At 66.1% G+C, this 24438-nt stretch carries 20 protein-coding genes; 9 read left to right on the forward strand and 11 right to left on the reverse strand.

Annotated elements, in window-relative coordinates; genetic code table 11:
- Nucleotides 1–131: 131 nt before the first annotated feature.
- Nucleotides 132–659 (forward strand): flavin reductase family protein, encoded by a 528-nt coding sequence (locus MJ205_RS20685; protein WP_239810169.1) that lies wholly within the window; start codon nucleotides 132–134, stop codon nucleotides 657–659.
- Nucleotides 660–727: 68 nt separating this feature from the next.
- On the opposite strand, the gene MJ205_RS20690 is transcribed toward MJ205_RS20685, so the two are convergent.
- The 8 genes from MJ205_RS20690 to MJ205_RS20725 all read right to left on the reverse strand — a co-directional run bounded on the left by MJ205_RS20690 (nucleotide 728) and on the right by MJ205_RS20725 (nucleotide 10274).
- Complete coding sequence (locus tag MJ205_RS20690) at nucleotides 728–1501, reverse strand: ferredoxin--NADP reductase (protein WP_239810170.1); 774 nt, start codon at nucleotides 1499–1501, stop codon at nucleotides 728–730.
- A 322-nt stretch (nucleotides 1502–1823) separates the two neighbouring features.
- Complete coding sequence (locus MJ205_RS20695; protein ID WP_239810171.1) at nucleotides 1824–2648, reverse strand: IclR family transcriptional regulator; 825 nt, start codon at nucleotides 2646–2648, stop codon at nucleotides 1824–1826.
- Between the two features lie 29 nt (nucleotides 2649–2677).
- The gene (locus MJ205_RS20700; protein ID WP_239810172.1) at nucleotides 2678–3814 is read right to left on the reverse strand and encodes an alpha-hydroxy acid oxidase; all 1137 of its coding nucleotides are present in this window, start codon (nucleotides 3812–3814) and stop codon (nucleotides 2678–2680) included.
- A gap of 13 nt (nucleotides 3815–3827) precedes the next feature.
- Nucleotides 3828–4742 (reverse strand): 4-hydroxy-tetrahydrodipicolinate synthase, encoded by a 915-nt coding sequence (dapA, locus tag MJ205_RS20705; protein ID WP_239810173.1) that lies wholly within the window; start codon nucleotides 4740–4742, stop codon nucleotides 3828–3830.
- Nucleotides 4743–4748: 6 nt separating this feature from the next.
- On the reverse strand, nucleotides 4749–6512 hold the full coding sequence (locus tag MJ205_RS20710) for an ABC transporter permease subunit (protein WP_239810174.1): 1764 nt from the start codon (nucleotides 6510–6512) through the stop codon (nucleotides 4749–4751).
- Nucleotides 6509–7603 carry an ABC transporter ATP-binding protein gene (locus MJ205_RS20715; RefSeq protein WP_239810175.1) on the reverse strand — a complete coding sequence of 365 codons (1095 nt, stop codon included), beginning with the start codon at nucleotides 7601–7603 and terminating at the stop codon, nucleotides 6509–6511. The genes MJ205_RS20710 and MJ205_RS20715 overlap by 4 nt, the downstream gene beginning before the upstream one ends.
- A 113-nt stretch (nucleotides 7604–7716) precedes the next feature.
- A complete protein-coding gene (locus MJ205_RS20720) occupies nucleotides 7717–8793 on the reverse strand; it encodes an ABC transporter substrate-binding protein (protein ID WP_239810176.1) in 1077 nt (358 codons plus the stop codon).
- Between the two features lie 50 nt (nucleotides 8794–8843).
- The gene (locus MJ205_RS20725; protein ID WP_239810177.1) at nucleotides 8844–10274 is read right to left on the reverse strand and encodes an FAD-binding oxidoreductase; all 1431 of its coding nucleotides are present in this window, start codon (nucleotides 10272–10274) and stop codon (nucleotides 8844–8846) included.
- A 297-nt stretch (nucleotides 10275–10571) separates the two neighbouring features.
- Here MJ205_RS20725 and MJ205_RS20730 point away from each other — a divergent pair, with 297 nt between their 5' ends.
- Complete coding sequence (locus MJ205_RS20730; RefSeq protein ID WP_239810178.1) at nucleotides 10572–11786, forward strand: ABC transporter substrate-binding protein; 1215 nt, start codon at nucleotides 10572–10574, stop codon at nucleotides 11784–11786.
- 111 nt (nucleotides 11787–11897) lie between these two features.
- The gene (locus MJ205_RS20735) at nucleotides 11898–13799 is read left to right on the forward strand and encodes an ABC transporter permease (RefSeq protein WP_239810179.1); all 1902 of its coding nucleotides are present in this window, start codon (nucleotides 11898–11900) and stop codon (nucleotides 13797–13799) included.
- Nucleotides 13800–13848: 49 nt separating this feature from the next.
- Here MJ205_RS20735 and MJ205_RS20740 read toward each other — a convergent pair whose 3' ends face one another.
- From MJ205_RS20740 to MJ205_RS20750, 3 genes are all read right to left on the reverse strand, one after another.
- Nucleotides 13849–14214 carry a signal protein gene (locus tag MJ205_RS20740; protein ID WP_409450144.1) on the reverse strand — a complete coding sequence of 122 codons (366 nt, stop codon included), beginning with the start codon at nucleotides 14212–14214 and terminating at the stop codon, nucleotides 13849–13851.
- Between the two features lie 143 nt (nucleotides 14215–14357).
- Complete coding sequence (locus tag MJ205_RS20745) at nucleotides 14358–15962, reverse strand: DUF3482 domain-containing protein (protein WP_239810180.1); 1605 nt, start codon at nucleotides 15960–15962, stop codon at nucleotides 14358–14360.
- 13 nt (nucleotides 15963–15975) lie between these two features.
- Entirely contained in the window at nucleotides 15976–17505 is a 1530-nt protein-coding gene (locus MJ205_RS20750; protein ID WP_239810181.1) for a DUF2868 domain-containing protein, read from the reverse strand.
- Between the two features lie 90 nt (nucleotides 17506–17595).
- On the opposite strand from MJ205_RS20750, the gene trpB reads away from it, so the two are divergent.
- The 6 genes from trpB to MJ205_RS20780 all read left to right on the forward strand — a co-directional run bounded on the left by trpB (nucleotide 17596) and on the right by MJ205_RS20780 (nucleotide 24436).
- On the forward strand, nucleotides 17596–18804 hold the full coding sequence (gene trpB, locus MJ205_RS20755; RefSeq protein ID WP_239810182.1) for a tryptophan synthase subunit beta: 1209 nt from the start codon (nucleotides 17596–17598) through the stop codon (nucleotides 18802–18804).
- 200 nt (nucleotides 18805–19004) lie between these two features.
- A complete protein-coding gene (locus MJ205_RS20760) occupies nucleotides 19005–20006 on the forward strand; it encodes a LysR family transcriptional regulator (RefSeq protein ID WP_239810183.1) in 1002 nt (333 codons plus the stop codon).
- Between the two features lie 11 nt (nucleotides 20007–20017).
- Nucleotides 20018–21505, forward strand: a complete 1488-nt coding sequence (locus MJ205_RS20765) for a SidA/IucD/PvdA family monooxygenase (RefSeq protein WP_239810184.1) — start codon at nucleotides 20018–20020, stop codon at nucleotides 21503–21505.
- Nucleotides 21502–22476: an ABC transporter permease gene (locus MJ205_RS20770; protein WP_239810185.1), complete on the forward strand. Its 975-nt coding sequence runs from the start codon at nucleotides 21502–21504 to the stop codon at nucleotides 22474–22476. The genes MJ205_RS20765 and MJ205_RS20770 overlap by 4 nt, the downstream gene beginning before the upstream one ends.
- Complete coding sequence (locus tag MJ205_RS20775) at nucleotides 22473–23411, forward strand: ABC transporter permease (RefSeq protein ID WP_239810186.1); 939 nt, start codon at nucleotides 22473–22475, stop codon at nucleotides 23409–23411. The genes MJ205_RS20770 and MJ205_RS20775 overlap by 4 nt, the downstream gene beginning before the upstream one ends.
- Nucleotides 23408–24436: an ABC transporter ATP-binding protein gene (locus MJ205_RS20780; protein ID WP_239810187.1), complete on the forward strand. Its 1029-nt coding sequence runs from the start codon at nucleotides 23408–23410 to the stop codon at nucleotides 24434–24436. Before MJ205_RS20775 ends, MJ205_RS20780 begins: the two co-directional genes overlap by 4 nt.
- Nucleotides 24437–24438 lie beyond the last annotated feature (2 nt).

Below are 24438 nucleotides of genomic sequence, written 5' to 3' on the forward strand. Positions count from 1 at the left end.
CCCTCGCAGATGCGGCCCGTCTGCCTTGTTTTCAAGCACCTACGCCCGCAGGGGCCTCGTCTGCTGGCCGATAATGGCCCTTATCCATGCTTTTGACGGCATGGCATCTGCCCCTGCCGTCTGCCTGCCCCGTGAACCGCTCCCTGCCTCCTGAACACCTGCAATCACCCGCTTCTGCCTCGTTTTCCGAACGTGAGTTTCGCAATGCGCTGGGCCAGTTCGCCACCGGGGTGGCCGTGGTGACGGCGCTGGCGCCCGACGGCAACAAGGTCGGGTTGACGATCAGCTCCTTCAATTCCGCATCGCTCACGCCGCCGCTGGTGCTGTGGAGCCTGATGAAGACGGCCAGCTCGATGCCGGTGTTCGAGACCGTCAGCCACTACGCGATCAATGTGATGGGCGCGCACCATAAGGAGTTGGCCTTGCAGTTCAGCCGCAAGGGCATTGACCGCTGGGCGGGCGTGGAGTTTGAGATGGGCGTCACCGGCGTGCCGCTGCTGGCCGGCGCCATTGCCAGTTTTGAGTGCCGCAACGGCCCCCACCATGATGCGGGCGACCATGTGATCCTCGTCGGCGAGGTGGCGCATTGCCAGCATGTGGCGGGCGTGCCGCCGCTGCTCTACCACGGTGGCAATTTCTACACCGAGCAGCTGATCTAAGCCACGCGTGCTGCAGGCAACAAAAAACGACCCGAGGGTCGTTTTTCATTGGGCGGGCGGGGCGCTGCTTACTTCTCGACGAAGGCGCGTTCCACCACAAAGTCGCCTGGCGTCGAGGTATTGCCTTCCTTGAAGCCCCTGGCCTCCAGCAGTTCCTTGAGCTCGGCGAGCATCGCGGGGCTGCCGCAGAGCATCACGCGGTCGGTGTCCGGGTTCAGTTCGGGCAGGCCGATGTTCTGCGGGAAGGTGCCGGCGGTGATCTGGTTGGAGATACGGCCCTGGTTGCGGAAAGGCTCGCGCGTCACCGTGGGGTAGTACACCAGCTTGTCCTTGACGATTTCGCCGAGGAACTCATGGTTGGGCAGCTCTTCTTCCAGCAGCTTCTGGTAGGCCAGTTCCTGGACCTGGCGCACGCCGTGCACGACGACGACCTTTTCAAAGTGGTCATAGGTCTCGGGGTCGCGCGCCACCGACAGCCACGGCGCCAGGCCGGTGCCGGTGCCGATCAGGTACAGGTTCTTGCCAGGCAGCAGGTAGTCGACCAGCAAGGTACCCGTAGGCTTCTTGCCGACGATGATGGTGTCACCCACCTGGATGTGCTGGAGCTTGCTGGTGAGCGGGCCGTCATCGACCTTGATCGACAGGAACTCCAGGTGCTCTTCGTAGTTGGGGCTGGCGATGGAATAGGCGCGCAGCAGGTTCTTGCCGTCGACCTTCAGGCCGATCATCGTGAAGTGGCCGCTGGAGAAACGCAGCGCGGGATCACGGGTGGTCGTGAAGGAGAACAAACGATCGGTCCAGTGGTGAACAGACAGGACACGTTCTTCGAGAAAGGCGCTCATAGCAGTGCAGTACTCAGTTAGTCTTGTGTATATCTATAAACGCTATTGTTCACTATTCATACAACTTAAACGTCATATGGACATATCGGCGCGTTGTGAACGGGGTTTTTCGGTGAACCAGTGCCTATTTTCGGTCTATCGCAATGAGACCCACGGCCTAGGGACCCTCTGCAAAACTCCCTGCCGTGTTCTGAACGCGGGCTCGGGCGATCCGCTGCGTTGTCTTCCTTGCCAATAGCTACGGCTATTGACTGCAAAAGACGCCTTGCGTCTCATCCCGATCCGCGTCCATCCCGCTTGGCGAGGGTTTTGCAGAGCATCCCTAGAAGTTATCCAGGATGTTGGAAATCGAGGTCGCCGCCAGCAGCACATGGGGCAGCAGCTCGGCCTCGGCCTTGGCCGTGCCCCAGCGCGTGGAGGGGGCCGAGATGGTGATCGCGCCAATGGGCACGCCGCCCCGGCCGGTGATGGCGGCAGCCACCGAGATATCGCCCACCACGGTCTGGTTCTGCACGATCGCATAGCCGTCGCGCTCGGCGTCTTCGATGCGGCGCAGCAGCTCTTCGGGGTCGGTCATGGTCTGGGCGGTGATCTTGACCAGCGGCGTCGATCCGATCAGGCGCAGGCGCTCGTCCACCGGCAGCTTGGCCATCATCGCGCGGCCCGATGCGGTATAGGCCGCAGGCAGGCGCGAGCCCACGGCAAAGTCCGAGTTGTAGATGTAGCGGCCCGGCACCTTGGCGATGAAGACCACCTCGTTGCCATCCATCTCCTGCAGGTTCGAGGTCTCGCCCAGGGTGTGGGTCATCTCGATCAGGTAGGGATAGGCCCGCTCGACGATGCGTTGCGAGCGCAGGTAGTTGTACGACAGGCGCAGCACCTCGGGCGCGAGTGTGTACTGGTTGGAGCCGGGCAGGCGGCGGATGTAGCGCAGGTTCTCCAATGTGAAAACAATGCGCTGGGTGGCGCTGCGGTCGAGCTGGGCGGCCCGGGCAATCTCGGCCAGCGACATCTCGCGGTGGGTGTCGCGAAAGGCTTCCAGCACCTGAAAGGCCTTGGCCAGGGAGCCCACGAACAATGAGGATTCACGGGCGGAGGGTTCAACGCTTGCTACGGGCTCGGAAATGCTGTGGGTGTTTTTAGGCATCGTAAAAAGCGGCTGTCTCGGGTCACTGTCTAATGGTCTTGCATGAAGGTCGCGTTCAGGCTTGTGGCCTGCGGCGCGCCCAGCAGTCTGAGGGTCGTCTCGAACTCGGTGCGCAGTATCTCCAGAACCTCGGCCACGCCCTGGGGGCCGCGTGCGGCCAGTCCGTAGAGCGGCGCACGCCCCAGCAGGACGGCATCGGCCCCCAGCGCCCGGGCTTTGGCGATGTCGCTGCCGCGGCGCACCCCGCCGTCGACAAAGATATGCATCTTGCCATGAACCGCGTCGGCAATCTGCGGCAATTGCGCCATCGGTGCGGGTGCGCACTCCAGCTGCCGCCCGCCGTGGTTGCTGACCACGATGCCGTCGGCGCCGGCCTGCAGCGCGCGCCGGGCATCATCGGCGCTGAGCAGGCCCTTGACGATGACGGGCCCCTTCCAGTGGCGGCGCACCCAGGCCAGGTCTTCCCAGCGCAGGCCCATGTCCATCTCGCGGCTCATCGCGGCGGCCTGCTTCTGGATATTGCTCTCGACCCCGGCGCTGCGTGCCAGGTTGACCAGCTGCGGCGAGCCGCCCTGGCGCAGCATGCGCAGGCACCAGCGCGGGTGGCTGAGCAGGTCGGCCAGCAGCCGGGGCGTCCAGGGCACGGGCATGCGAAAGCCGTTGCGCACATCGTGGTCGCGCTTGCCATGCACCATGGTGTCCACCGTCAGCATCAGTGCGCTGAAGCCCGCTGCCTGCGCGCGGGCCATCATGCTCTGCGCGATGCGGCGGTCCTTTTGCACATAGAGCTGCAGCCACAGATCGCCCGGGCTGGCGGCGCGCACATCTTCCAGCAAGGATGTGGAGGCCGTCGACATCACAAAGGGCAGGCCAGCTGCATGCGCGGCGCGGGCCAGCACCTGCTCGGCCTGGGGCCAGTACAGGCCGTTCAGACCGGTGGGCCCGACAAAGGCCGGCATCGCCTGTTGGCGGCCAAACAGGGTGATGCTGGTATCCACCTGGCTGACATCGACCATCGTGCGCGGCAAGAAGGTGACATCGCCCCAGGAGGCGAGGTTGCGCGCCATGCTGCGGCCGTCTTCCGCGCCGCCTTCGAGGTAGTCAAAGGCGAAGCGGGACAGGCGCCGGCGCGCCAGCTCCCGGTAGTCTTTGATGGCAGGCAGCATGGCGGGTGCTCGCTCAGGCCAGCGCGTGCTCAGCCTGCAGCTGGGCCGTCAGCACCTGGCGCAGACGGGCGGACAGCTCGGGGTTGCAATCGACCAGCGGGGCCAGCAGGTGCGGCGCCTGCACGCCCACCAGGTCCCAGACCGACTTCATCGGGCCCGGGTTGGTCTCGGCAAAGGCCAGGTCCAACAGGCCGATCAGCTCCTGGTGCAGGGCCAGTGCCTCTGCGGTCTGGCCACTGGTCAGCAGCGCGTACATGCGTGTCCACGTCTTGGGCAGCAGGTTGGCCGTCACGATGATGCCGCCCTGGGCGCCGCAGAGCATCTGCGCGGGGAAGATGGTGTCCTCACCGCTCAGCACGGCAAAGCTGGCATCCACGCCCTTGACCACCTTGAGGAAGTGGTACATGTCGGTGTTGCAGGCCTTCATGCCGATGATGTTCTCGTGGCGCGAGAGCTCATGCAGCACTTCGGGAGCGATGGAGATGCGGGTGCGGTAAGGGATCTCGTAGATCACCACCGGCAGCGGCGAGGCATCCGCATAGCGCAGGAAGTAGTCGCGAATGCCCTGCTGCGACGGCGTGGTGTAGTAGGGCGTCAGCACCATCAGCGCGTCTGCGCCGGCATCGGCCAGCGCCTGGCCCGAGGCGATGGCGTCGTGGTAGCCGGGGTCGAGCACGCCAGCCAGCACCGGCAGGTCAGCGGATTGGTGCTCGCGCACGGTGGCCACCATGCGGGCCCGTTCGGTGCGCGACAGCGCGCCGTATTCGCCGGTGCCGCCCAGCGGCACGGTGCCGCTGATGCCGCTGCCTTGCAGGTGGTCCAGCAGCGCGCGCACGGCCTGGATGTCGATCTGGCCGTCGGCGGTCACCGGCGTGGCCAGTGCAGGGAAGATGCCGCGGAGTTGCTCAGAGGTGATACGTGTAGTCATGGTTCATCAATTCAAAGAAGCGGCGGAGCGGCGACGCAGCCAGTCCGCACAGGTGATCAAAATGCCGATGAAGGCGAACAGGCAGGTCGAGACGGCGGCGATCACCGGCGAGATCTGCAGGGTCACTTCATCCCAGAACTGCTTGGGCAGGGTGGAGCTCAGGCCACCGGAGGCAAACAGCGAGATGGTCAGCTCGTCAAACGAGGTGGCAAAGGCAAACAGGAAGGACGAGGTCAGGCCGGCGGCAATGATCGGGAAGGTCACATAGCGCAAGGTCTGCCAGGGGCGGGCGCCCAGGCTCTGGGCGGCCATGTCCAGGCGCGTGTCGTAGTTGCGCAGCACGGCCATCATGGTCATCACCACATAGGGGATGGCGATGACGGTATGCCCCAGCACCAGACCCAGCGAGGTGCCCACCAGGCCCACCTTGGAGAAGAAATAGAACATGCCCACGGCAATGATCATGCGGGGGATGATCAGCGGCGACAGCACAAAGGCCAGCAGCAAGGCCTTGCCGCGCATCTGGCTGCGCACCAGCAAAAAGGCCACCGGCGTGCCCACGGCCATCGCCGCCAGCGCGGCAAAAAAGCCCACGACAAAGCTGCGCACCGTGGCGTTGATCCACAGCGGCGAGGCCAGCATGTCCTGGTAGTGCTGCAGGGTGAAGCCCTGGGGCGGCCAGTTCAGGCCCGATTTGTCGGCAAACGAGATCGGGATCATCAGCAGCGCAGGCACGCTCAGGAACACCAGCAGCGCCACCACGCTGGCGCGCAGCACGAACGAATCGCCTTGCTGCAGATCGCGTTTGCGCGAGCGGGGCACCAGCGCAATCAGGCGGTCGCTGATGCTGCCCAGCAGGCCCAGCACCGTCTCGGACAGCTGGCGCATGAAGCCGCTGCTGTGGTTGCTCTTGTCGGACTGCGCGCCCGTCATCGTCGACAGGCCCAGCACCTTGTCATAGACCGCAAACACGATCAGCACCACGATCAGCAGCAGCACCGAGATGGCGCCGGCAAAGCCCCAGTTCATCACCTGCATCACCTGCTCGATGATGAGCTGGGTGATCATGGTTTCCTTGCGGCCACCCAGCAGCTGGGGCACGATGAAGAAGCCCACGGCGGTGACAAAGACCATGATGGCGCCCGCTGCCACACCGGGCATGGACAGCGGAAAGTACACGCGCCAGAACGCGGTGCCCGGGCGCGCACCCAGGGTGAGCGCCGCGCGCGGCAGGTTGCGGTCGATGTTCTCCATCACCGACAGCATGGTCAGCACGGCCAGCGGCATCAGCGCATGGACCATGCCCACCAGCACGGCGCCAAAGCTGTAGAGCATGTTGGAGGGCGCATCCTGCAGGCCCAGCGCCAGCAGCAGCTGGTTGGCCAGGCCATTGCGGCCCAGCACCACGATCCAGGCAAAGGCGCGCACCAGAAAGCTGGTCCAGAAGGACAGCAGAATCCAGAACACCCAGCGGCTCTTCTTGTCCTTTTGCAAGGACGAGACCAGATAGGCAATCGGGTAGCCGCCGATGATGGACAGCAGCGCCGTGACTAGCGAGATCTTCAACGTGATCCACATCGTGTCCAGGTAGACCGAGGAGCTGAACAGCTGGCTGTAGTTGTTCCACTTGAAGCTGCCATCGCTGTAGATGCTCAGCAGCAGCAACTGGCCGACCGGGTAGACCAGCAGCACCAGAAACAGCATGACCAGCGGTGCGGCCATCATCAGCGGCCTTACCCAGGCCGCGCGGGGGGTGGCGGCGCTGTTCATGCGGGCTCCGGAACGGCGACGGCATCGCTGCTGGACCAGCCAAAGTCCACGGTGCTGCCCAGCGCATGGTCATGCTTGGCGATGGAGGTCGGGAAGGACAGCACCACCGGCTCGCTGCTGAGGGCAGGCGCCTTCAGGTAGAGCTTGGTGAGGCTGCCGGTGATCATCGTGTCGAGCAGCTGGCCGCTGAAGCGTTCGCTGGCGCCCTGGGCGGCTGCAGCGGCCGCCATGTTTTGCGGGCGCACCATCACGCAGACCTTGGCGCCGGTGGTCAGCGGCTGGTCGGCCGATGCCAGCAGTTCGGTGTTGGTGCCGTTCAAAGCCACGCGGGCCTGGCCACCCTGGCTGGACACCACGGTGCCCTTGAACAGATTGCTCTCACCCAGAAAATCGGCCACAAACGGTGTGCGCGGGCGGAAGTAGAGGTCCGCCGGCGAGCCCAGCTGCTCGATGCGGCCGCCGTTCATCAGGCAGATGCGGTCCGACATGGTCATCGCCTCTTCCTGGTCGTGGGTCACATAGACGATGGTGGTGCCGGCCTCGCGGTGGATGCGCTTGATCTCCAGCTGCATGTGCTCGCGCAGCTTCTTGTCCAGCGCGCCCAGGGGCTCGTCCATCAGCACGATGGACGGCTTGTAGACCAGGCAGCGCGCCAGCGCAATGCGGTGCTGCTGCCCGCCCGAGAGTTCCTTCGGAAAACGCTGCGCCACATGGGGCAGGTGCACCAGCTCCAGCGCCTCCAGTGCGCGCTTCATCGCGGTGGCACGGTCGAGCTTGCGCATCTTCAGCGGAAAGGCGATGTTCTCGGCAATCGTCATGTGCGGGAACAGCGCATAGTTCTGGAACACCATGCCGATGTCGCGCTCATAGGGCGCGCCATAGGTCACGTCCTTGCCGTTGATCAGCAGCTGGCCGCCATCGGGCACGGACAGGCCGGCGATCATGCTCAGCAAGGTGGTCTTGCCCGAGCCCGAAGGGCCCAGCAGGGTCAGGAACTCGCCCTCAGGCACTTCCAGGTTGGTGGGGTGCAGCGCGACAAAGGAGCCGTAGCGCTTGGTCAGACCCGCAATCGACAGTTTTATGTTCTTCATTTCAATGGACTCCATTGCACCGCGGTGCAACGAATGAACCTGGGGGTGCCTGTGCGGAGGCCGGCGTGTTGTGCCGCCGCTCCGCAGGGTTCGTCATCAGTGGCGGGCAGTGCTTACTTCAGCACCCAGCCGTTGAACTTCTCGATCACCGCAGCCTGGTTGGCCACCCAGTACTTGGCATCGATCTGCACGCCGTTCTTGATGTTGTCGGGATAGGTGGGCGAGTCCTTGGCCAGCTCGGGCTTGATGTACTTGAAGGCCTCGGGCTGGGTCACGCCGGCGGCAAAGTACTGGCTGAGCGAGCCCATGCGCTGGGGCTCGGACGCGAACTTGATGAACTCGCGGCAGGCGTCTGCATTGGGCGTGCCCGCCAGGATCGACCAGCTGTCCACGCCCCAGATGTTCTGGTTCCAGACGATGCCGATCTTGGCGCCATCGGCATTGGCCGACTGCGGGCGCGACACCCAGGTTGCGATCATGTCCACTTCGCCGGACTTGAGCATCTGCTCGACCTGGGCACCGGAGTTCCACCAGACGTCGATCTTGGGCTTGATCGCATCGAGGGCCTTGAAGGCGCGGTCCAGGTCCAGCGGGTACAGCTGCGCGGCCGGCACGCCCGAGGCCATCGCGGCCTGCTCCAGCGTGTCGAACGGGTGCTTGCGGATGCCACGGCGGCCGGGGAAGTCCTTGACGTTCCAGAAATCGGCCCAGGACTTGGGCGCGGCGCGGCCCTTGAAGGCCTCTTCACGGTAGGCCAACACGGTGCTGTAGACATTGGTGCCCACGCCGTAGGGCGACATGTACTGGGCCGGGATGGTCTTGACGAAGGGATCGTTCTCCAGGCCATGCTTTTCCAGCAGCACCTTGCCGCCTTCGGTCAGCAGCAGGATCGCGGGCTGGCTGATCTTGGCCATGTCCCAGGTGTAGTTCTTGGTCTCGACCATGCTGCGGATCTGCGCCACGGGCTCGGCCGTTGCCTGCACCCCCACCACTTCGATGCCGGTCTTCTGCGTGAATGGCTTGTAGTACACCGCGCCATAGGCCTTGGTGTAGATACCGCCGTCATCACGCACCACGATACGCTTGGACGTGGCACGGGCATAGCGCAGTACGGCAGGTGCAGCAATCAGGCCTGCGCCAGCCACAGCCGCCTTCAGTGCGGTGCGACGGGAGGTAGTGATCTCAGTCATAAAGTGTCCTTTCGAAGGAAGAGGCAGGAGAAGTCAAGGGAGGGAGGGGGTCAGGGAGCGGGCGGCAGCAGGCGCCCGGGGTTGAAGCGCTGCTGCGGATCGATGGCGCGCTTGATGGCATGCATCAAGTCCAACTCGACGGCGGGCTTGAAAAGCGCCATCTCGTCGGTCAGCACCTGGCCGATGCCATGCTCGGCGCTGAAGGTGCCTGCCAGCGCGCAGGCCACTTCGTTGACGGCCTGCTTGACGCGATGCGAGAGCTGGTCCTGCTCGGCGGGCGTGAGCGCCTGCCACTGCGCAAACTGCATCTGCGGGATGAAGTGCACATTGCCGTCGCCCAGGTGGGCGACGATGATGATGGGCGCGCCCGGCACAATGCGGTGCGCGGCAGCCGTGGCCTGGCTGATGAAGGCCGGGATGGCCGACAGCGGCACGGCCGGGTCGGTGTTGATGCCGATACCGGCCTTCTTGTTGCCTTCGGAAACGCTGTGGCGCACCTCCCACCAGTCGGCCTGCTGCTTGCCGTTGGTGGCGATGGCCGCATCCAGCAGCATGCCCTCTTCAGCGGCGGCCGACAGGGTCTCTTCCAGCGCGGCGGCCAGCAAGGCCTCGTCGCAGGTGTCGGTCAGCTCCACCAGCACATGCCAGGGGTAGCTGGGGCTCAGCGGCGCGCGGCGGTCGGCCACATGGTTCAGCACAATGTTCAGCTGCACATCGTTGAGCATCTCAAAGGCCGACAGCGAGGCGCTGCAGCGGCTCTGGAAGCGGGCCAGCATGGCTATGGCTGCCTGGGGCGACTCCACTGCCAGCCAGGCCATCGCCCGCGCCGTGGGCAGCGGGTACAGCTTCAGCGTGGCGCCGGTGATGATGCCCAAGCTGCCTTCGGAGCCGATGAACAAATGCTTGAGATCGAAACCGGTGTTGTTCTTGCGCAGGCCGTAGAGCCCTTCCCAGATGCGGCCATCGGGCAGCACCACTTCGAGGCCCAGCACGTTCTCGCGGGTATTGCCATAGCGCAGCACGCCCGTGCCGCCGGCATTGGTCGCAATGTTGCCGCCGATCTGGCAGGAGCCTTCGGCGCCCAGGCTCACCGGGTAGAGCCGGCCATGGCTGCGGGCGGTCTCCTGCACGGTCTGCAGCACGCAGCCCGCATCGACCACCATGGAGTTGTTGGCCGGATCGACCGCACGCACCTGGCGCATGCGGCCCAGGTTGATGACCACGGTCTCGGGCAAGTCCGCGCGCGGAATCGCGCCTTCGCAGAGGCTGGTATTGCCGCCCTGGGCCACCACCGGCACCTGCGCGGCATGGCAGAGCTTGACCACCTCTGCGACCTGCGCCGTCGTCGACGGGAACAGCACGCACTGGGCCTGGCCCTGGTAGCGCCCGCGCCAGTCGGTCACATGGCCGGCCAGGTCCTGCTGGCTGCGGAGAACTGCGCTATCACCAAGCAACGCGATGAAGGTCTGAATCAATGCCATATGCCCACGGGTCCAAAGTCTGGAGGAGAGGACTCGATGATGGCTAATTCTTAATAAGATTAGTATTAGATGAAATACGAATACATGTGATCGAATAGCAATTAATACATCGCGGCATACGCAGCCCAGCCTGCCGCAAAACCTGTCACACCATGCGGTCAAAACTGCGTTGGCATCCATGTGCAGACAGCCCTTTGCCGCCCCGGCTGCGGGCAGCGCGCGGAAGCCGTCACAATAGCGGCCTGAATATCAGCGCCTGCCTCCACTGCGAGGCCGGTCTCACCTGGAGACTTTTGCATGCGTATTTCTGCCCGCACCCCCCTGTTGTCGCGCACTGCCAGCGCCTTGGTGCTCGCTGGTCTGGGGGCCTCGGCTGCCCAGGCGGCCGGTGTGATCAAGATCGGTGAGATCAACAGCTACAAGAACCAGCCCGCGTTTCTGGAGCCCTACAAGCGGGGTATGGAGCTGGCGGTGGACGAGGTCAACCGCGCGGGCGGCGTGAATGGCAAGAAGCTCGCGCTGATCACCCGCGACGACAACGCCAACCCGGGCGATACGGTGCGTGTGGCCGAGGAGCTGATTGCGCGTGAAAAGGTCGATGTGCTGGCCGGCGGTTTTCTGTCGAACACCGGCATGGCGCTGACCGACTTTGCCAAGCAGCGCAAGTTCTTCTACCTGGCCACCGAGCCGCTGACGGACAAGATGGTCTGGAGCAATGGCAATGCCTACACCTTCCGCCTGCGCCCTTCCACCTACATGCAGGTGTCGATGCTGGTTGAAGAGGCGCTCAAGCTCAAGAAAAAGCGCTGGGCCCTGGTCTACCCCAACTACGAATACGGCCAGTCCTCGGTCGCCACGTTCAAGGCCAAGATGAAGGCAGCGCAGCCGGATGTGGAGTTCGTCACCGAGCAGGCCACGGTGCTGGGCAAGGTCGATGCCGGCAGCGTTGTGCAGGCGCTGGCCGATGCCAAGCCCGATGCAATCTTCAACGTGCTGTTTGCCACCGACCTGACCAAGTTTGTGCGCGAAGGCAATACGCGCGGCCTGTTCAAGGGGCGGGATGTCGTCAGCGTGCTGAGCGGCGAGCCCGAGTACCTCGATACCCTGAAGGCCGAAACGCCCAATGGCTGGATCGTCACCGGCTACCCGGTGCACAGCCTGAAGACCCCCGAGCACAAGGCCTTTTTTGACGCCTACCAGGCGAAGTACAAGGACTACCCGCGCCAGGGCTCGGTCGTCGGCTATGCCGGCATCAAGTCGCTGGCCGAGGGCATCAGGAAGGCCGGCAGCACCGATACCGAGGCGCTGATCAAGGCCTTTGAAGGCCTGCAGGTCGTGTCGCCCTTTGGCCCGATCACCTGGCGCGCGCAGGACCACCAGTCCACCATGGGCGCCTATGTGGGCAAGCTCAAGAATGTGGGTGGCAAGGGCGAGCTGGTGGACTATGTCTACCGCGACGGCAAGGACTACCTGCCCAGCGACGACGAAGTGCGCAAGATGCGCCCGCAATAAGGTGATGGAACGCTGTCTGGCCCCCGGACGCGCCGCCAGCCTGCGGGCAGCGCTGCCCGTTTGGCGGGAGCGGCATGGCGGCCAGGCATGGCCACAAGCGCAGGATGCCGCATGAGTTTTTCCGGTCTGCTGGTACAACTGCTCAATGGCCTGGCCGGCGCCTCGTCGCTGTTCCTGGTGGCCGCCGGGCTGTCGCTGATTTTTGGGGTTTGCCGCATCGTCAACTTTGCGCATGGCTCCTTCTACATGGTGGGCCTGTATGCGGCCTATGCGCTGGCCGAGGCCATGGCGCCTCTCGGGGGCGGCTGGGGTTTCTGGCTGTCGCTGCCGCTGTCGGCCATCGCCGTCGGGCTGCTGGGCGGCCTGGTCGAGGTGCTGCTGCTGCGCCGCATCTACAAGGCGCCCGAGCTGTTCCAGCTGCTCGCCACCTTTGCGCTGGTGCTGGTGATCAAGGATGCGGTGCTCTGGCTGTGCGGGCCCGATGAGCTGCTGGGTCCGCGCGCGCCGGGGCTGGGCGGTGCGGTCGATATTCTGGGCCGCGCCTTTCCGAGCTATGACCTGTTCCTGATCGCGGTCGGCCCGCTGGTACTGGGCGCCACCTGGCTGCTGCTGCACCGCAGCCGCTTTGGCATGCTGGTGCGCGCCGCCACGCAGGACCGCGAAATGGTCGGCGCGCTGGGCGTGCGCCAGGCCTGGCTGTTCACGGCCGTATTTGCGCTTGGCGCCGGCTTGGCCGGGCTGGGCGGCGCGCTGCAACTGCCGCGCGAGCCGGCGACCCTGGAGCTCGATCTGCAGACCATCGGCTCGGCCTTTGTCGTCGTGGTCGTCGGCGGCATGGGCTCGCTCACCGGTGCCTTTGTCGCGGCCCTGCTGGTGTCCACCGTCAAGGCGCTGTGCATCTGGCTCGGCGTGGTGCAGATCGCCGGCATCGATATCGCGTTTCCGCAGCTCACCCTGGTTGCTGATTTTCTGGTGATGGCCGTGGTGCTGGTGCTGCGCCCCTGGGGCCTGCTGGGCCAACCGCAGGCCGCCAGCCGCAGCCAAGGCCTGCGCGAGCAGCCGCTGCGTGCGCCGCCGCCCGCTTTGAAGGCCGTGGGCGCCGCCGTGCTGCTGGCCCTGCTGGCACTGCCCTGGGCGGTGGATGCGCAGTCCTACACCCTGGTGCTGGTGGTGGACCTGGTCATTGCCGCGCTGTTTGCCACCAGCCTGCATTTTCTGATGGGGCCCGCTGGCCTGCATTCCTTTGGCCATGCGGCCTTCTTTGGCCTGGGCGCCTATGGCGCGGCGCTGCTGCTGAACGCGGCCGGCCTGCCGATGCTGTGGGCGCTGTTGCTGGCACCACTGCTGGCCGCCTTGGGCGGCGTACTCACGGGCTGGTTTGCGGTGCGGCTGACGGGTGTGTATTTCTCGATGCTGACCCTGGCCTTTGCGCAGATCATCTGGGCCACCACCTTCCAGTGGGATTCGGTCACCGGCGGCAGCAATGGCCTGACCGGTGTCTGGCCCGCTGCCTGGCTGGAGGACAAGCGCTGGTTCTACCTGCTGACCCTGCTGCTGGCCACCGCCGGCGTGCTGGCGCTGTGGCGGGTGCTGTATGCCCCGCTGGGCTATGCGCTGCGCGCCAGCCGCGATGCGCCGCTGCGCGCCGAGGCCATCGGCATTGCGGTAGCCAAAGTGCAGTGGATGGGCTTTGTGCTGGCCGCGTCGGTGGCCGGACTGGCGGGTGCCTTGTTCGCGTTCTCCAAGGGCAGCATCTCGCCGGAGACCATGTCGGTGGCCAAGTCGGTCGATGGCCTGGTCATGGTGCTGCTCGGGGGTGTGCAGACCTTGGTGGGCCCGATTCTGGGCGCCTTCAGCTTTACCTGGCTGCACGATGCCGTGGCGCGTAACACCGACTACTGGCGTGCCACCCTGGGCGCGGTGATTCTGTTGCTGGTCTTGCTGTTCCCGCAGGGCATTGCCGGTTACGGCAAGCGCTGGTGGCAGTGGCTGCTGCAGCGGCGCGGAGCCTAAAAAAACCCCGCCAAGTTGCGCGGGGTGGAGTGTGTTGGAGCGGGCCTGATCAGCTGTTGCAGGCCTTGCTGCCCTTGGCGGGCTGGATGCCCTTGGCCTTGGCATCTGCCAGGGTCATGTACTCGCCTTGCTTGGTGGTGCCGTAGTAGCGGTCACCTTGGCAGTGGTAGATCTTGGAGTTGGTATTGGCCCAGACCTTGCCGGCACCGCCGCCTGGGGCGGGGGTCTTGGTCTTGGTTTTGTCTGCCGCCGCTGCAGGCGCTGCTGCAGCAGCAGCGGGGGCCGCTGGCGCGGCCTTGGCGGCGGGTGCCGGTTTGGCGGCCGGAGCCGTGCCTGCTGCCGGTGTTTGGGCATAGACGGCCGCCGTGCCGCACAGCGCGATACCGCTGATCCAGGCTTTCCAGGTGTTGCGCATAAAACTCTCCTGTCTTTATGTTGGTCGGGTGCCAGGCCTGCGGGGCCCTGGCATCTCCATGCTGCGGCGGGCGTGTGCAAAAAACAAGCGGGTCAATGCGAATTGAAGTTTTATATCGTTGGTTATTTTGTAATTTGTTGTTTTTATTGAGTATTTGTATCAGCACTGGCTGCTGATCGATCCATGCCGGGGTAGAGGCGGTCCAGCGCCTCGTGCAGGCATTCACCCAACTGCAGCTGCAGCGCCTGCAAGTGGGCGGCGCGCGCCTCGTCGCTCAAGGCGGCGTCGGGCGCCAGGCTGCCCAGCGCCTTCCACTGCTGCTGCCACTGTGTGGCGCGGTGCTGAACGGCAGCCTGCACCGCCTCGCTCCACTGCGCCGGCGCGCTGGGGCTGGTGTAGCGCCCGCGTCCCCGGCCAAAGTGCGAGATCACCAGGTACTTGAGCAGCAGCTGGCCGGTCAAGGCACTGAGGTACTCGGGGGACAGGTGAAAGCGTTGGGCCTGCTGGTCGAACATCTTGTTCGCGCTCCAGGCGGCACCGGCAAAGGTGACGGCGCCTACCAACGCGCCTACCAGCGCACCGGCGCCCAGGGTCATGCCGCCGGCGACCATGTCGGCCCCCAAGCCCGTGGCTGCGCCGGCTGTCAGCGCACCCCAGAGGCTGGCCGTCTGCGGGTCCAGCGGTGTGCTGGTTTTCAGGTGGTCCTTGAGCTGCTGCTGGAGCTGGCTGGCCGCCTGGCCATCGAGCTGGTGCAGCTCCAGCAGCGCCTGGGTGCTGGCCAGGTCGGCCTGCTGCAGCGCCTGGGTCAGCCGCTGCATCGCAGCGGTCTGCTCGGGGCTGAGTTCGGCGCCCTCAGCACCGCTGCCCCGGATCGCCTGCGCGACCGAGCCGCTGACCTTGTTCCAGGCGCGCTGCCAGAGCTTGTTGTCACTGGCCTGCACGGTCTCCTGCGCGGTGGCTGCCAGCAGCAATTGCTCGGCCAGGGCCTTCAAGCTGGCCGCTTCGCGCTGCTGCTGGCGCGCGGCGCGGCTCTGCAGCAGGCGCTGGTAGGCGGGCTGCTTGGCATCGGGCAGCAACGGCGCGATGGACTGCATCACCTGCTTTTCATGCCACCAGCTGCGGGTAAAGGCGTCGAGCACCTGCACCGAGCGGACGGTGCCGGCAAACTCGGCCGTCGCGGTGCGCCAGCGCTGCAGGTCGGCGGCGGTCTGCGCGGCGCTGGTGTCGCTGCCAATCTGGTTGAGCAGCACCAGCACGGGCTTGTCCATCCACTGCAGGATGCGCATCTCGCTGGCCCAGTAACCGGCGTCGGCCGGGTCTTCGGCGGCATTGACCAGGTAGAGCATCACATCGGCATGGTCGCGTGCAGCCTGCAACGCGCGCTGGCTCATGTAGAAGGGCTTGTCGCGCCAGCGGTCCCAGACGTTCGACAGAAACCAGCCCAGCGGGTTGCCCTGCTGCTTCAGGCGGTTGTAGAGCCGTACCGAATCGCCAAAACCCGGCGTGTCCCAGAGCCATAGCGCATCGCCTTGCTCGGTGCGCTGCAGCAGGTAGCGCTGCGATTGGCTGGTGACATGGGCGGCATCCTGCACTTCGCCAATGTCCTCGGCCACCAGGGTGCGGGCCAGGGTGGTCTTGCCGATGTTGGTGTGCGACAGCAGGCACCAGGCAATCGACTGGTCGCCGGCACCGGCGGCATCGGGTGCCAGTGCGGCGGAATGCTGGAGGTCGTTCGTGGTCTCGGTCATCGTGCGGGTCTCGTCAGGTGCCGGTGGTGATCAGCTGGGCATGGATGCCATGCTGGCGGGCAAACTCCTGCCACAGCGCTTCGCGCTCCTGCAGGCGGCGGGGGGCGCCGGCATTGCGGGCGGCAAAATCGCTGCCCCAGAGCCAGAGCTGGCCGTTGGCGCCGTGGCGGTTGTGCAGCTGGGTGAGCAGCTCGCCATGCACCTCGGCCTCGGGCGTGGCCGACAGGCTGACCAGCACCACGGCCTGCGCGCCTGCGGGCACATCGATGCCGGGCAGCGCCGCGCCATAGGCCAGGGTCGGCAGCCAGTCAACATGGGCGCCGGCGCCATAGAGGCCGATCGCATGGTGGCCGATCGCCGCGCGGCGCTCGGGCGTCACATCCATGCTGAAGGGCAGCAGCACCAGGCGCGTGGCCAGGCCGCCAAAGTCGCGCTGCAGGCGGGCAAAGTAGGCCTGGTTCAGCGGCAGCTGCAGGTGCTGGCGGCGCCAGCGTGCGCGCAGCCCCTGCCACAGGGCCAGCAGCAAACGCGGTAGCACCACGGTGGCGCCCAGCAAGGCGGTATAGGCCCAGACCCAGCGCTCGCCCACATAGGTGACCGGCGCGCTGAGCACACCGGGCTGCGGCGCCTGGGCCGCTGCCGATTGGTACTGCGCCGGCATGCTGCTGGTCACCCAGCCTTGCAGCGCCTGGATGTCGGCCAGGCTCCACGGCGTTGTCCATTGCAGCCACTGGGTGGGGGCAAACAGGATGTTGAGCCAGTGCTGCACCTGCGCGGCCGACAGGAAGGTGCTCTCCCAGCCGACCTGGTATTCCTTGGTCAGACCGGTGAGCCACAGCGAGGCCAGTGCGCCGGCTGCCACCAGCGCCGCACCCAGGTGCAGCCACTGCAGCCACTGGGCGTTGCGCACGCCTTCGCTGGCCTGCCACCAGTTGCGCTCAAAGCGCAGCGCCATCTTGCGCAGGCCGCTGCCGCGCAGCGCGGGCATGGCCTTGCCGCGCAGGCGTGCCAGCCAGCCGGGGTGTTCGTCTGCGGTTGCGGTGGGTGTGTCTTGGCCGCCAGCGGGCAGCTGGGCCGGTTCCCAGAGCGCCACCCGGGCGGGCTGGCGCCGCGCCAGGCCCACCATGCTGCGCACCAGCAGCACTGCATACATCAGCAGGTTCCACAGCACGATGCCCATCAGCGACAGCGACAGCAGATCGACGCGGTGCGGATCGGTGATGCGGTGGCTCGCAAAGCCCAGGCACAGCGCCAGCAGGCCGATGGCCAGCGGCGTCCAGCGCGCCAGGCCCGGGGCATGCTGCCAGAGCTGGCGCACATCGGCGGGCAACTGGCTGGCCTGGATGATGCGCTGGGCGCGCAGCTGCAAAAACTGGGCAAAGGCGGCCTGGCCGGCCTTGCCACCCAAGGCGGGCTTGCCCAAAGTGTGCAGCACCTCCTGCGTGATGGCCTCGCAGCGCGCAGCGCTGGGCAGGGCCTCATGGGGCGGCGAGGTTTCGATGGCATGGGCCAGGGCGATGTCACGAACGGCGTCAGCTTTCATGGCAGCTATTGTGGCACCGGGAAAACCTGCAAGCTGTAGCCGGGGACGCTGTGGTATCAACGAAGCTTTGCGTTCACAGAGACACCACAGATGACAACAATGATGAACTTTGCCGACATGCCCGATGCCAACGGTTTCTTTGGTGACTACGGCGGCCAGCTGGTGCCCCCGCATCTGAAAAAGGCGATGGACGATATCGCCGAGGCCTACGAGCAGATCGTGCAACGCCAGGATTTTCAGGATGAGCTCCAGCACCTGTTCCAGGACTATGTGGGCCGCCCCAGCCCCATCTTCCATGCCCGGCGCCTGTCGCAGCAGCTGGGCGGCGCGCAGATCCACCTCAAGCGCGAAGACCTCAACCACACCGGCGCACACAAGATCAACCACTGCCTGGGCGAGGCACTGCTGGCCAAGTTCATGGGCAAGACCAAGGTGATCGCCGAGACCGGCGCCGGCCAGCATGGCGTGGCCTTGGCAACGGCCTGCGCGCTGGTGGGCATCCCCTGCGAGATCCACATGGGCCAGGTCGATATCGAGAAGGAGCACCCCAACGTCACCAAGATGCGCATCCTGGGCTGCAAGCTGGTGCCGGTGACCTTTGGCCAGGCAACGTTGAAGGAGGCCGTCGACAGCGCGTTTGAGGAATACCTCAAGGACCCGACGAACTACCTCTATGCGATCGGCTCGGTGGTGGGCCCGCACCCGTTTCCGAAGATGGTGCGCGACTTCCAGTCCATCGTCGGGCGCGAGGCGCGCGAGCAGTTCCAGACCCGCCATGGCAAGCTGCCCGACTATGTCGCGGCCTGCGTGGGCGGCGGCTCCAATGCGATGGGCATCTTCAGCGCCTTCCTGGCCGAAGCCGGTGTCAAGCTGGTCGGTGTGGAGCCGGCGGGCGAGGGCGTGGACCAGCCGGGCAAGCATGCCGCGACCTTGTCGGTGGGCAAGCCCGGTGCCATCCATGGCATGAAATGCTATGTGCTGGAGAACGCCGATGGCAGCCCTGCGGCCGTGCATTCCATCGCCTCGGGCCTGGACTACCCCGGTGTGGGCCCGCAGCACAGCTACCTCAAGGACCTGGGCCGGGTCGACTACCAGGCGGTGGACGACCAGGCCTGCCTCGATGCCTTCATGACCCTGTCGCGGGTCGAGGGCATCATCCCGGCGCTGGAAAGCGCCCATGCCGTCGCATGGGCCATGCGCATCGCGCCCCAGCTGGACAAGGGCGTGAACATCCTCGTCAACCTCTCGGGCCGGGGCGACAAGGACGCCGATTACGTGGCCAGGAAGCTGGGGCTCTGAGCGGGCACAGCGTCCACCCAGGCCGAAAGCCAGCCAAAGGGAGCGCAAGCTCCCTTTTTTTGCGTCCGCATTGCGCTGCCTGCGGGCTGCCGCCGCCTCGGTACCCGGGTAAATACGCTTCTGCTATTTGGATATGTCTATTTAGTATTTGTAGATTGCATACTCAATAGCTCAGAATGCGGTTTTCGCATTCAATACCCATGGAACTTCGCCAGCTTGAGGCCTTCGCGGCCGTGATCTCGACCGGCAGCGTGACGGCCGCCGGCCGCATGCTGGGCCGTTCGCAGCCCGCGATCAGCCGCCTGGTGCAGGAGCTGGAGCAAGAGATTGGCTATGCGCTGTTCAGCCGCAACGGACCGCGCATCACCCCGAATGAGCAAGGCTTTCTGCTGTACGAGGATGTGGCCCATGCGCTGCACAGCCTGCAGCAGATCCGCCAGCGCGCCCGCGAGATTGCAGGCGGCAGCCAACGCCCGCTGAACCTGCTGGCCACGCCGGCGCTGGCCGCGGGCCTGGTGCCTGCGGCGCTGGCGCGGCTGGAAGGCGCGATGGCGCAGAGTATTTCGCACATCCAGCTGCGCAGCGCCTCGCCCGAGCAGGTGGCCCAGGGTGTGCTGACCGGTGCCGCCCAGCTGGGCGTGAGCAGCCTGCCGCTGGAGCACCGGGGCCTGCAGGTGCACTGGATTGGCCGCGCTGCCTGCGTGGCGGTGCTGCCCGAGGGCGACCCGCTGGCCGCACTGGACGTGGTACCCCTCGCCGCGCTGGCCGAGCGCCGCATCATCACCATGGCCAACCCCTACCGCTTGCGCGGCCGCCTCGATGAGGCCTTTGCCGCTGCCCGCCCGGGCGCGCAACCCGGGCAGACCCAGTTCATGGAAACCAATGCCTCGGTGAACGCGATGGCTGCGGTGCGCGCGGGCCTGGGTGTCTCGGTGCTGGAGCCGGTGACGGCGCTGGGCCTGCCGCTGCAAGGCGTGGTGGTGCGCCCGCTCGATACCGACATCCCCTTTTTGTTTGGCGTGGTCAGCCAGCAGGCCACGCCTTGCACGCCGGCGATGGATGCGCTGTGCCAGGCCTTGACCGAGGTGGCGCAGGCGCTGCTGCCCGGCTTTGTACTGCATGACGCGCGAGAGCATGCCGCGCTGCTGGAAGAAATGCTGCCAGAGGGCCAGCGGCCCGCTGCTGGCGCGCAAGAACCTTGAGAGAACCACGCATGAACGACGACCGCCAATTGCCGCCCGCCGGGCTGGCTGCACTCGAAGCACGGGTGCGCCAGGACCTGGCCTGGCTGGACCTGCCCGCCAAGGACTGGGTGCCCGAAACCGCGCTCGAGGGCGAACCGGTACTGCCCGTTGCCATCATCGGCGGCGGCATGTCGGGTCTGGCCGCGTGCGCGGCGCTGCGCTTCATGGGCGTACCGGCCCAGATTTTTGACCAGTCGCCCGCCGGCTTTGAAGGCCCCTGGGCGACGACGGCGCGCATGGAAACCCTGCGCTCGCCCAAGCAGCTCACCGGCCCGGCGCTGGGCAAACCGGCGCTGACCTTCCGCGCCTGGTTCGAGTCGCAGTTCGGCCTGGAGGCCTGGGAGGCGCTCGACAAGATCCCGCGCCTGCAGTGGATGGACTACCTGCGCTGGTACCGCCAGGTGCTGGCGCTGCCGGTGCACAACGGCCACAAGGTGCTGGCCGTGCGCCCGCGCGGTGCCGATGGCGTGGTGCAGCTCGATCTGGAAACCCCCGACGGCGCGCGCAAGGTGCTGGCGCGGCATGTGGTGCTGGCCACCGGCCGCGACGGCCTGGGCGGCGCCTATGTGCCCGAGATGGCGCGCAGCCTGCCGCGTGACCGCTGGGCCCATTCGTCGGACAGCACCGATTACGCCCAGCTGGCCGGCAAGCGCATCGGCGTGGTGGGCGCCGGTGCCTCGGCGATGGACAGTGCTGCCACGGCGCTGGAGAGCGGCGCTGCCAGTGTCGATCTGCTGATCCGCCGCAGCGATATTCCGCGCGTCAACAAGGGCAAGGGCGCTGGCAGCCCGGGCCTGACCCATGGCCATCTGCACCTGCCTGATGACTGGAAATGGAAGATCCGCCACTACATCAATGTGCAGCAGGTGCCGCCGCCCCGGGGCAGCACCTTGCGCGTCTCGCGCCATGCCAATGCCCGCTTCAACCTGGGCTGCGCGATCGAGCGCATGGAATGGACCGGCGACGAGATCCGCGTGCACACCTCCAAGGGCGTGTTCCATCTGGACTTTGTCGTGTTCTCCACCGGCTTTCGCATCGACTGGAATGCGCGCAGCGAATTTGCCCCCTTTGCCGCCCATGTGCGCAACTGGGGCGACCGCTTCCGCCACCCCGAGGGCGAGGACGACCAGGAGCTGTCCGACTCGCCCGACCTGGGCCCGGCCTTCGAGCTGCAGCCAAAGATTCCCGGCGCCTGCCCGGGGCTGGAGCGCATCCATGCGTTCTCCTACCCGGCGGCGCTGACGCATGGCACCGTGTCCGGCGATATTCCTGCGATCAGCGTGGGCGCCGAGCGCCTGGCCCAGGGCATCAGCAGCCGCCTGTATGCCGAAGATGTTCAGTGGCATTTCGAGAAGCTGCAGGCCTTCAGCGACCCCGAAGTGTTTGGCGATGAGTGGACGCCGGCCGACCCCCCCGGCCAGACCGCCGCGTTGCTGGACAAGGCGGACGCACCATGATCGGCTGGCTGTTGCGCCGCCTTGCGCAGGCGCTGGTGGTGGTGCTCTTGATGACGGTGATCGTCTTCGTCGGCCTGCATGCCATCGGCAACCCGGTCGATATCCTCATCGGCCAGGACGTGGACCAGGTCGAGCGTGCGCGCATCATCGCCCAGCTGGGCTTTGACCAGCCGCTGTGGCGCCAGTACCTGGGCTTTGTCGGCGGCGCGCTGCAGGGCAACCTGGGCGTGAGCTTTGTCTACAACGTGCCGGCGATCGAGCTGATTTTGCAGCGCCTGCCGGCGACCCTGGAGCTGGCGATTGCCGCGCTGGTCATCGCCGTGGTACTGGGCGTGCCGCTGGGCCTGCTGGCCGGCCTCTACCCCGAGAGCTGGTTTTCCAAATCCATCATGGCCGGCAGCATCGTGGGCTTTTCGCTGCCCACGTTCTGGGTCGGCCTGATGCTGATCATGACCTTCAGCGTCTCGCTGGGCATGCTGCCGTCGAGCGGACGCGGCCAGACCGTGGAGTTTCTCGGCGCGCAGTGGTCGTTTCTGACGGCTGACGGCCTGCGCCACATGCTGCTGCCGGCGATCAACCTGTCGCTGTTCAAGATCTCGCTGGTGATCCGTTTGACGCGCGCCGGTGTGCGTGAAGTGCTGCCGCTGGACTATGTGAAGTTCGCCCGCGCCAAGGGCCTGTCGCCGCTGCGCGTGGTGGGCCTGCATGTGCTGCGCAATACGATGATTCCGCTGGTCACCGTGCTGGGCCTGGAGCTGGGCTCGACCATCGCCTTTGCGGTGGTGACCGAGAGCATCTTCTCCTGGCCGGGCGCCGGCAAGCTGATTCTGGACAGCATCAATGCGCTGGACCGTCCCGTCATCGTCTCCTACCTGGTGGTGGTGGTCTGCCTGTTCGTCACGCTCAATCTGATCGTGGATATCTTGTACAAGGTGCTCGACCCCCGCGTGCGCCTGGAGGGCGCAGCATGAGCGGCACCAACACCCCTGCGAACACCCCCGTGGGCACGGCCCCGGCAGCGGCGCTGCGCCAGCCTTCGCCCTGGCGCGCGCATGTGGCGGATTTCATGGCCTCGCGCCTGGCGCTGTTCGGCCTCATCGTCGCCGTGGTGCTGATTCTGGCGGCGCTGGTGGCGCCCTGGATCACGCCGCAGAACCCCTATGACCTGCAGCAGCTCGACGTGCTCGATGCACGCCTGCCGCCAGGCTCGGCCAATGGCATGGACAGCTTCCACTACATGCTGGGCACCGACGGCCAGGGCCGCGATCTGTACTCCGCAATCCTCTATGGCCTGCGCATCAGTCTGCTGGTGGGCGTGGGCTCGGCGCTGATTGCCGGCGTTGTGGGCACCTTGCTGGGCCTGCTGGCCGCCTATGCCGGTGGCAAGACCGACACGATCATCATGCGCGTGGTCGATCTGATCCTGTCCTTTCCCTCGATCCTGGTGGCGATGATGATCCTGGCCTACCTGGGCAAGGGCGTGGGCAATGTGGTGCTGACCCTGGTGATCCTGGAATGGGCCTACTACGCCCGCACCGCACGCGGCCAGGCCCTGGTTGAGCGCCGGCGCGAGTATGTCGAGGCGGCGCGCTGCCTGGACATCCCCAACTGGCGCATCATGGTGCGCCACATTCTGCCCAACTGCCTGCCGCCGCTGATTGTGATCGGCACCCTGCAGATCGCCCGCGCCATCACCTTGGAGGCCACCTTGAGCTTTCTGGGCCTGGGCGTGCCGGTGACCGAGCCTTCGCTGGGCCTGCTGATCTCCAATGGCTACCAGTTCATGCTCTCGGGCCAGTACTGGATCAGTTTTTACCCCGGCATTGCGCTCTTGGTCACCATCGTGGCGATCAACCTGGTGGGCGACCGCCTGCGCGATGTCCTGAACCCGAGGAACACCCGATGAGCAGCGTGCCCACCTTGCAGGTGCGCCATCTGCGCACCGAGTTTGCGACCCGCGCCGGCACCCTGCGCGCGGTCAACGATGTGTCCTTCACCCTGGAGCGCGGCCGCATCCTGGGCCTGGTCGGCGAGTCCGGCTCGGGCAAGTCCGTCACCGGTTTTTCCATCATGGGCCTGGTCGATGCACCGGGCCGCGTGACTGGCGGTGAGGTGCTGTTCCAGGGCCGCGACATCACCAAGATCAAGCCGCGCGAGCTGCGCCAGCTGCAGGGCAACCGCATCGCGATGATCTTCCAGGACCCGATGATGACGCTCAACCCCGTGTTGCGCGTGGACACGCAGATGATCGAAGCGGTGCGCGCCCATACCTCGGCCAGCAAGGCCCAGGCACGTGACCGTGCCCGCGAGACCCTGGCGATGATGGGCATTGCCAGCCCCGACGAGCGCCTGCAGGCCTACCCGCACCAGCTGTCGGGCGGCATGCGCCAGCGCGTGGCCATTGCCACGGCGATGCTGCACCGGCCCGATCTGATCATTGCCGACGAGCCCACAACGGCGCTGGATGTGACCATCCAGGCGCAGATCCTGTCCGAGGTGCAGAAGCTGGCGCGCCAGCAGGGCACCTCGCTGATCTGGATCACGCACGACCTGTCGGTGGTGGCCGGTCTGGCCGACGAAGTGGCCGTGATGTATGCCGGCCGCATCGTCGAGCAAGGCGGCGTCGATGCCGTGCTGGACAGCCCGCTGCACCCTTATACCGCCGGCCTCATCGGCAGCCTGCCGGCCAACAACCGGCGCGGCAGCCGCCTGCAGCAGATTCCCGGAATGACGCCCAATATGCTGCAGCTGCCGCCGGGCTGTGCCTTTGCCGCCCGCTGCGCCCGCGCCACCGCTGCCTGCCAGGCCCAGCCCGAGCAGACCGAGCCGCTGCCCGGCCGCCTGGTGCGCTGCTTCCACCCGGCGCTGGCCGCCAGCGCCCCCAGCAACCTGGGTGCCACCGCGCCGCAAGGCCTGGAGGCCCGCCCATGAAC

It is taken from the genome of Comamonas sp. B21-038 (assembly GCF_022387135.1).
Classification (GTDB): Bacteria; Pseudomonadota; Gammaproteobacteria; order Burkholderiales; family Burkholderiaceae_C; genus Comamonas; species Comamonas sediminis.

Coding starts and splice junctions, on each gene's coding strand:
- MJ205_RS20740 (WP_409450144.1), bottom strand. CDS start 14,214: ATGCGCAACACCTGGAAAGCCTGGATCAGCGGTATCGCGCTGTGCGGC.
- MJ205_RS20720 (WP_239810176.1), bottom strand. CDS start 8,793: ATGACTGAGATCACTACCTCCCGTCGCACCGCACTGAAGGCGGCTGTG.
- MJ205_RS20750 (WP_239810181.1), bottom strand. CDS start 17,505: ATGAAAGCTGACGCCGTTCGTGACATCGCCCTGGCCCATGCCATCGAA.
- MJ205_RS20780 (WP_239810187.1), top strand. CDS start 23,408: ATGAGCAGCGTGCCCACCTTGCAGGTGCGCCATCTGCGCACCGAGTTT.
- MJ205_RS20770 (WP_239810185.1), top strand. CDS start 21,502: ATGATCGGCTGGCTGTTGCGCCGCCTTGCGCAGGCGCTGGTGGTGGTG.
- MJ205_RS20765 (WP_239810184.1), top strand. CDS start 20,018: ATGAACGACGACCGCCAATTGCCGCCCGCCGGGCTGGCTGCACTCGAA.
- MJ205_RS20730 (WP_239810178.1), top strand. CDS start 10,572: ATGCGTATTTCTGCCCGCACCCCCCTGTTGTCGCGCACTGCCAGCGCC.
- MJ205_RS20775 (WP_239810186.1), top strand. CDS start 22,473: ATGAGCGGCACCAACACCCCTGCGAACACCCCCGTGGGCACGGCCCCG.
- MJ205_RS20745 (WP_239810180.1), bottom strand. CDS start 15,962: ATGACCGAGACCACGAACGACCTCCAGCATTCCGCCGCACTGGCACCC.
- MJ205_RS20760 (WP_239810183.1), top strand. CDS start 19,005: ATGGAACTTCGCCAGCTTGAGGCCTTCGCGGCCGTGATCTCGACCGGC.
- dapA (WP_239810173.1), bottom strand. CDS start 4,742: ATGACTACACGTATCACCTCTGAGCAACTCCGCGGCATCTTCCCTGCA.
- MJ205_RS20710 (WP_239810174.1), bottom strand. CDS start 6,512: ATGAACAGCGCCGCCACCCCCCGCGCGGCCTGGGTAAGGCCGCTGATG.
- trpB (WP_239810182.1), top strand. CDS start 17,596: ATGACAACAATGATGAACTTTGCCGACATGCCCGATGCCAACGGTTTC.
- MJ205_RS20715 (WP_239810175.1), bottom strand. CDS start 7,603: ATGAAGAACATAAAACTGTCGATTGCGGGTCTGACCAAGCGCTACGGC.
- MJ205_RS20690 (WP_239810170.1), bottom strand. CDS start 1,501: ATGAGCGCCTTTCTCGAAGAACGTGTCCTGTCTGTTCACCACTGGACC.
- MJ205_RS20695 (WP_239810171.1), bottom strand. CDS start 2,648: ATGCCTAAAAACACCCACAGCATTTCCGAGCCCGTAGCAAGCGTTGAA.
- MJ205_RS20725 (WP_239810177.1), bottom strand. CDS start 10,274: ATGGCATTGATTCAGACCTTCATCGCGTTGCTTGGTGATAGCGCAGTT.
- MJ205_RS20700 (WP_239810172.1), bottom strand. CDS start 3,814: ATGCTGCCTGCCATCAAAGACTACCGGGAGCTGGCGCGCCGGCGCCTG.
- MJ205_RS20735 (WP_239810179.1), top strand. CDS start 11,898: ATGAGTTTTTCCGGTCTGCTGGTACAACTGCTCAATGGCCTGGCCGGC.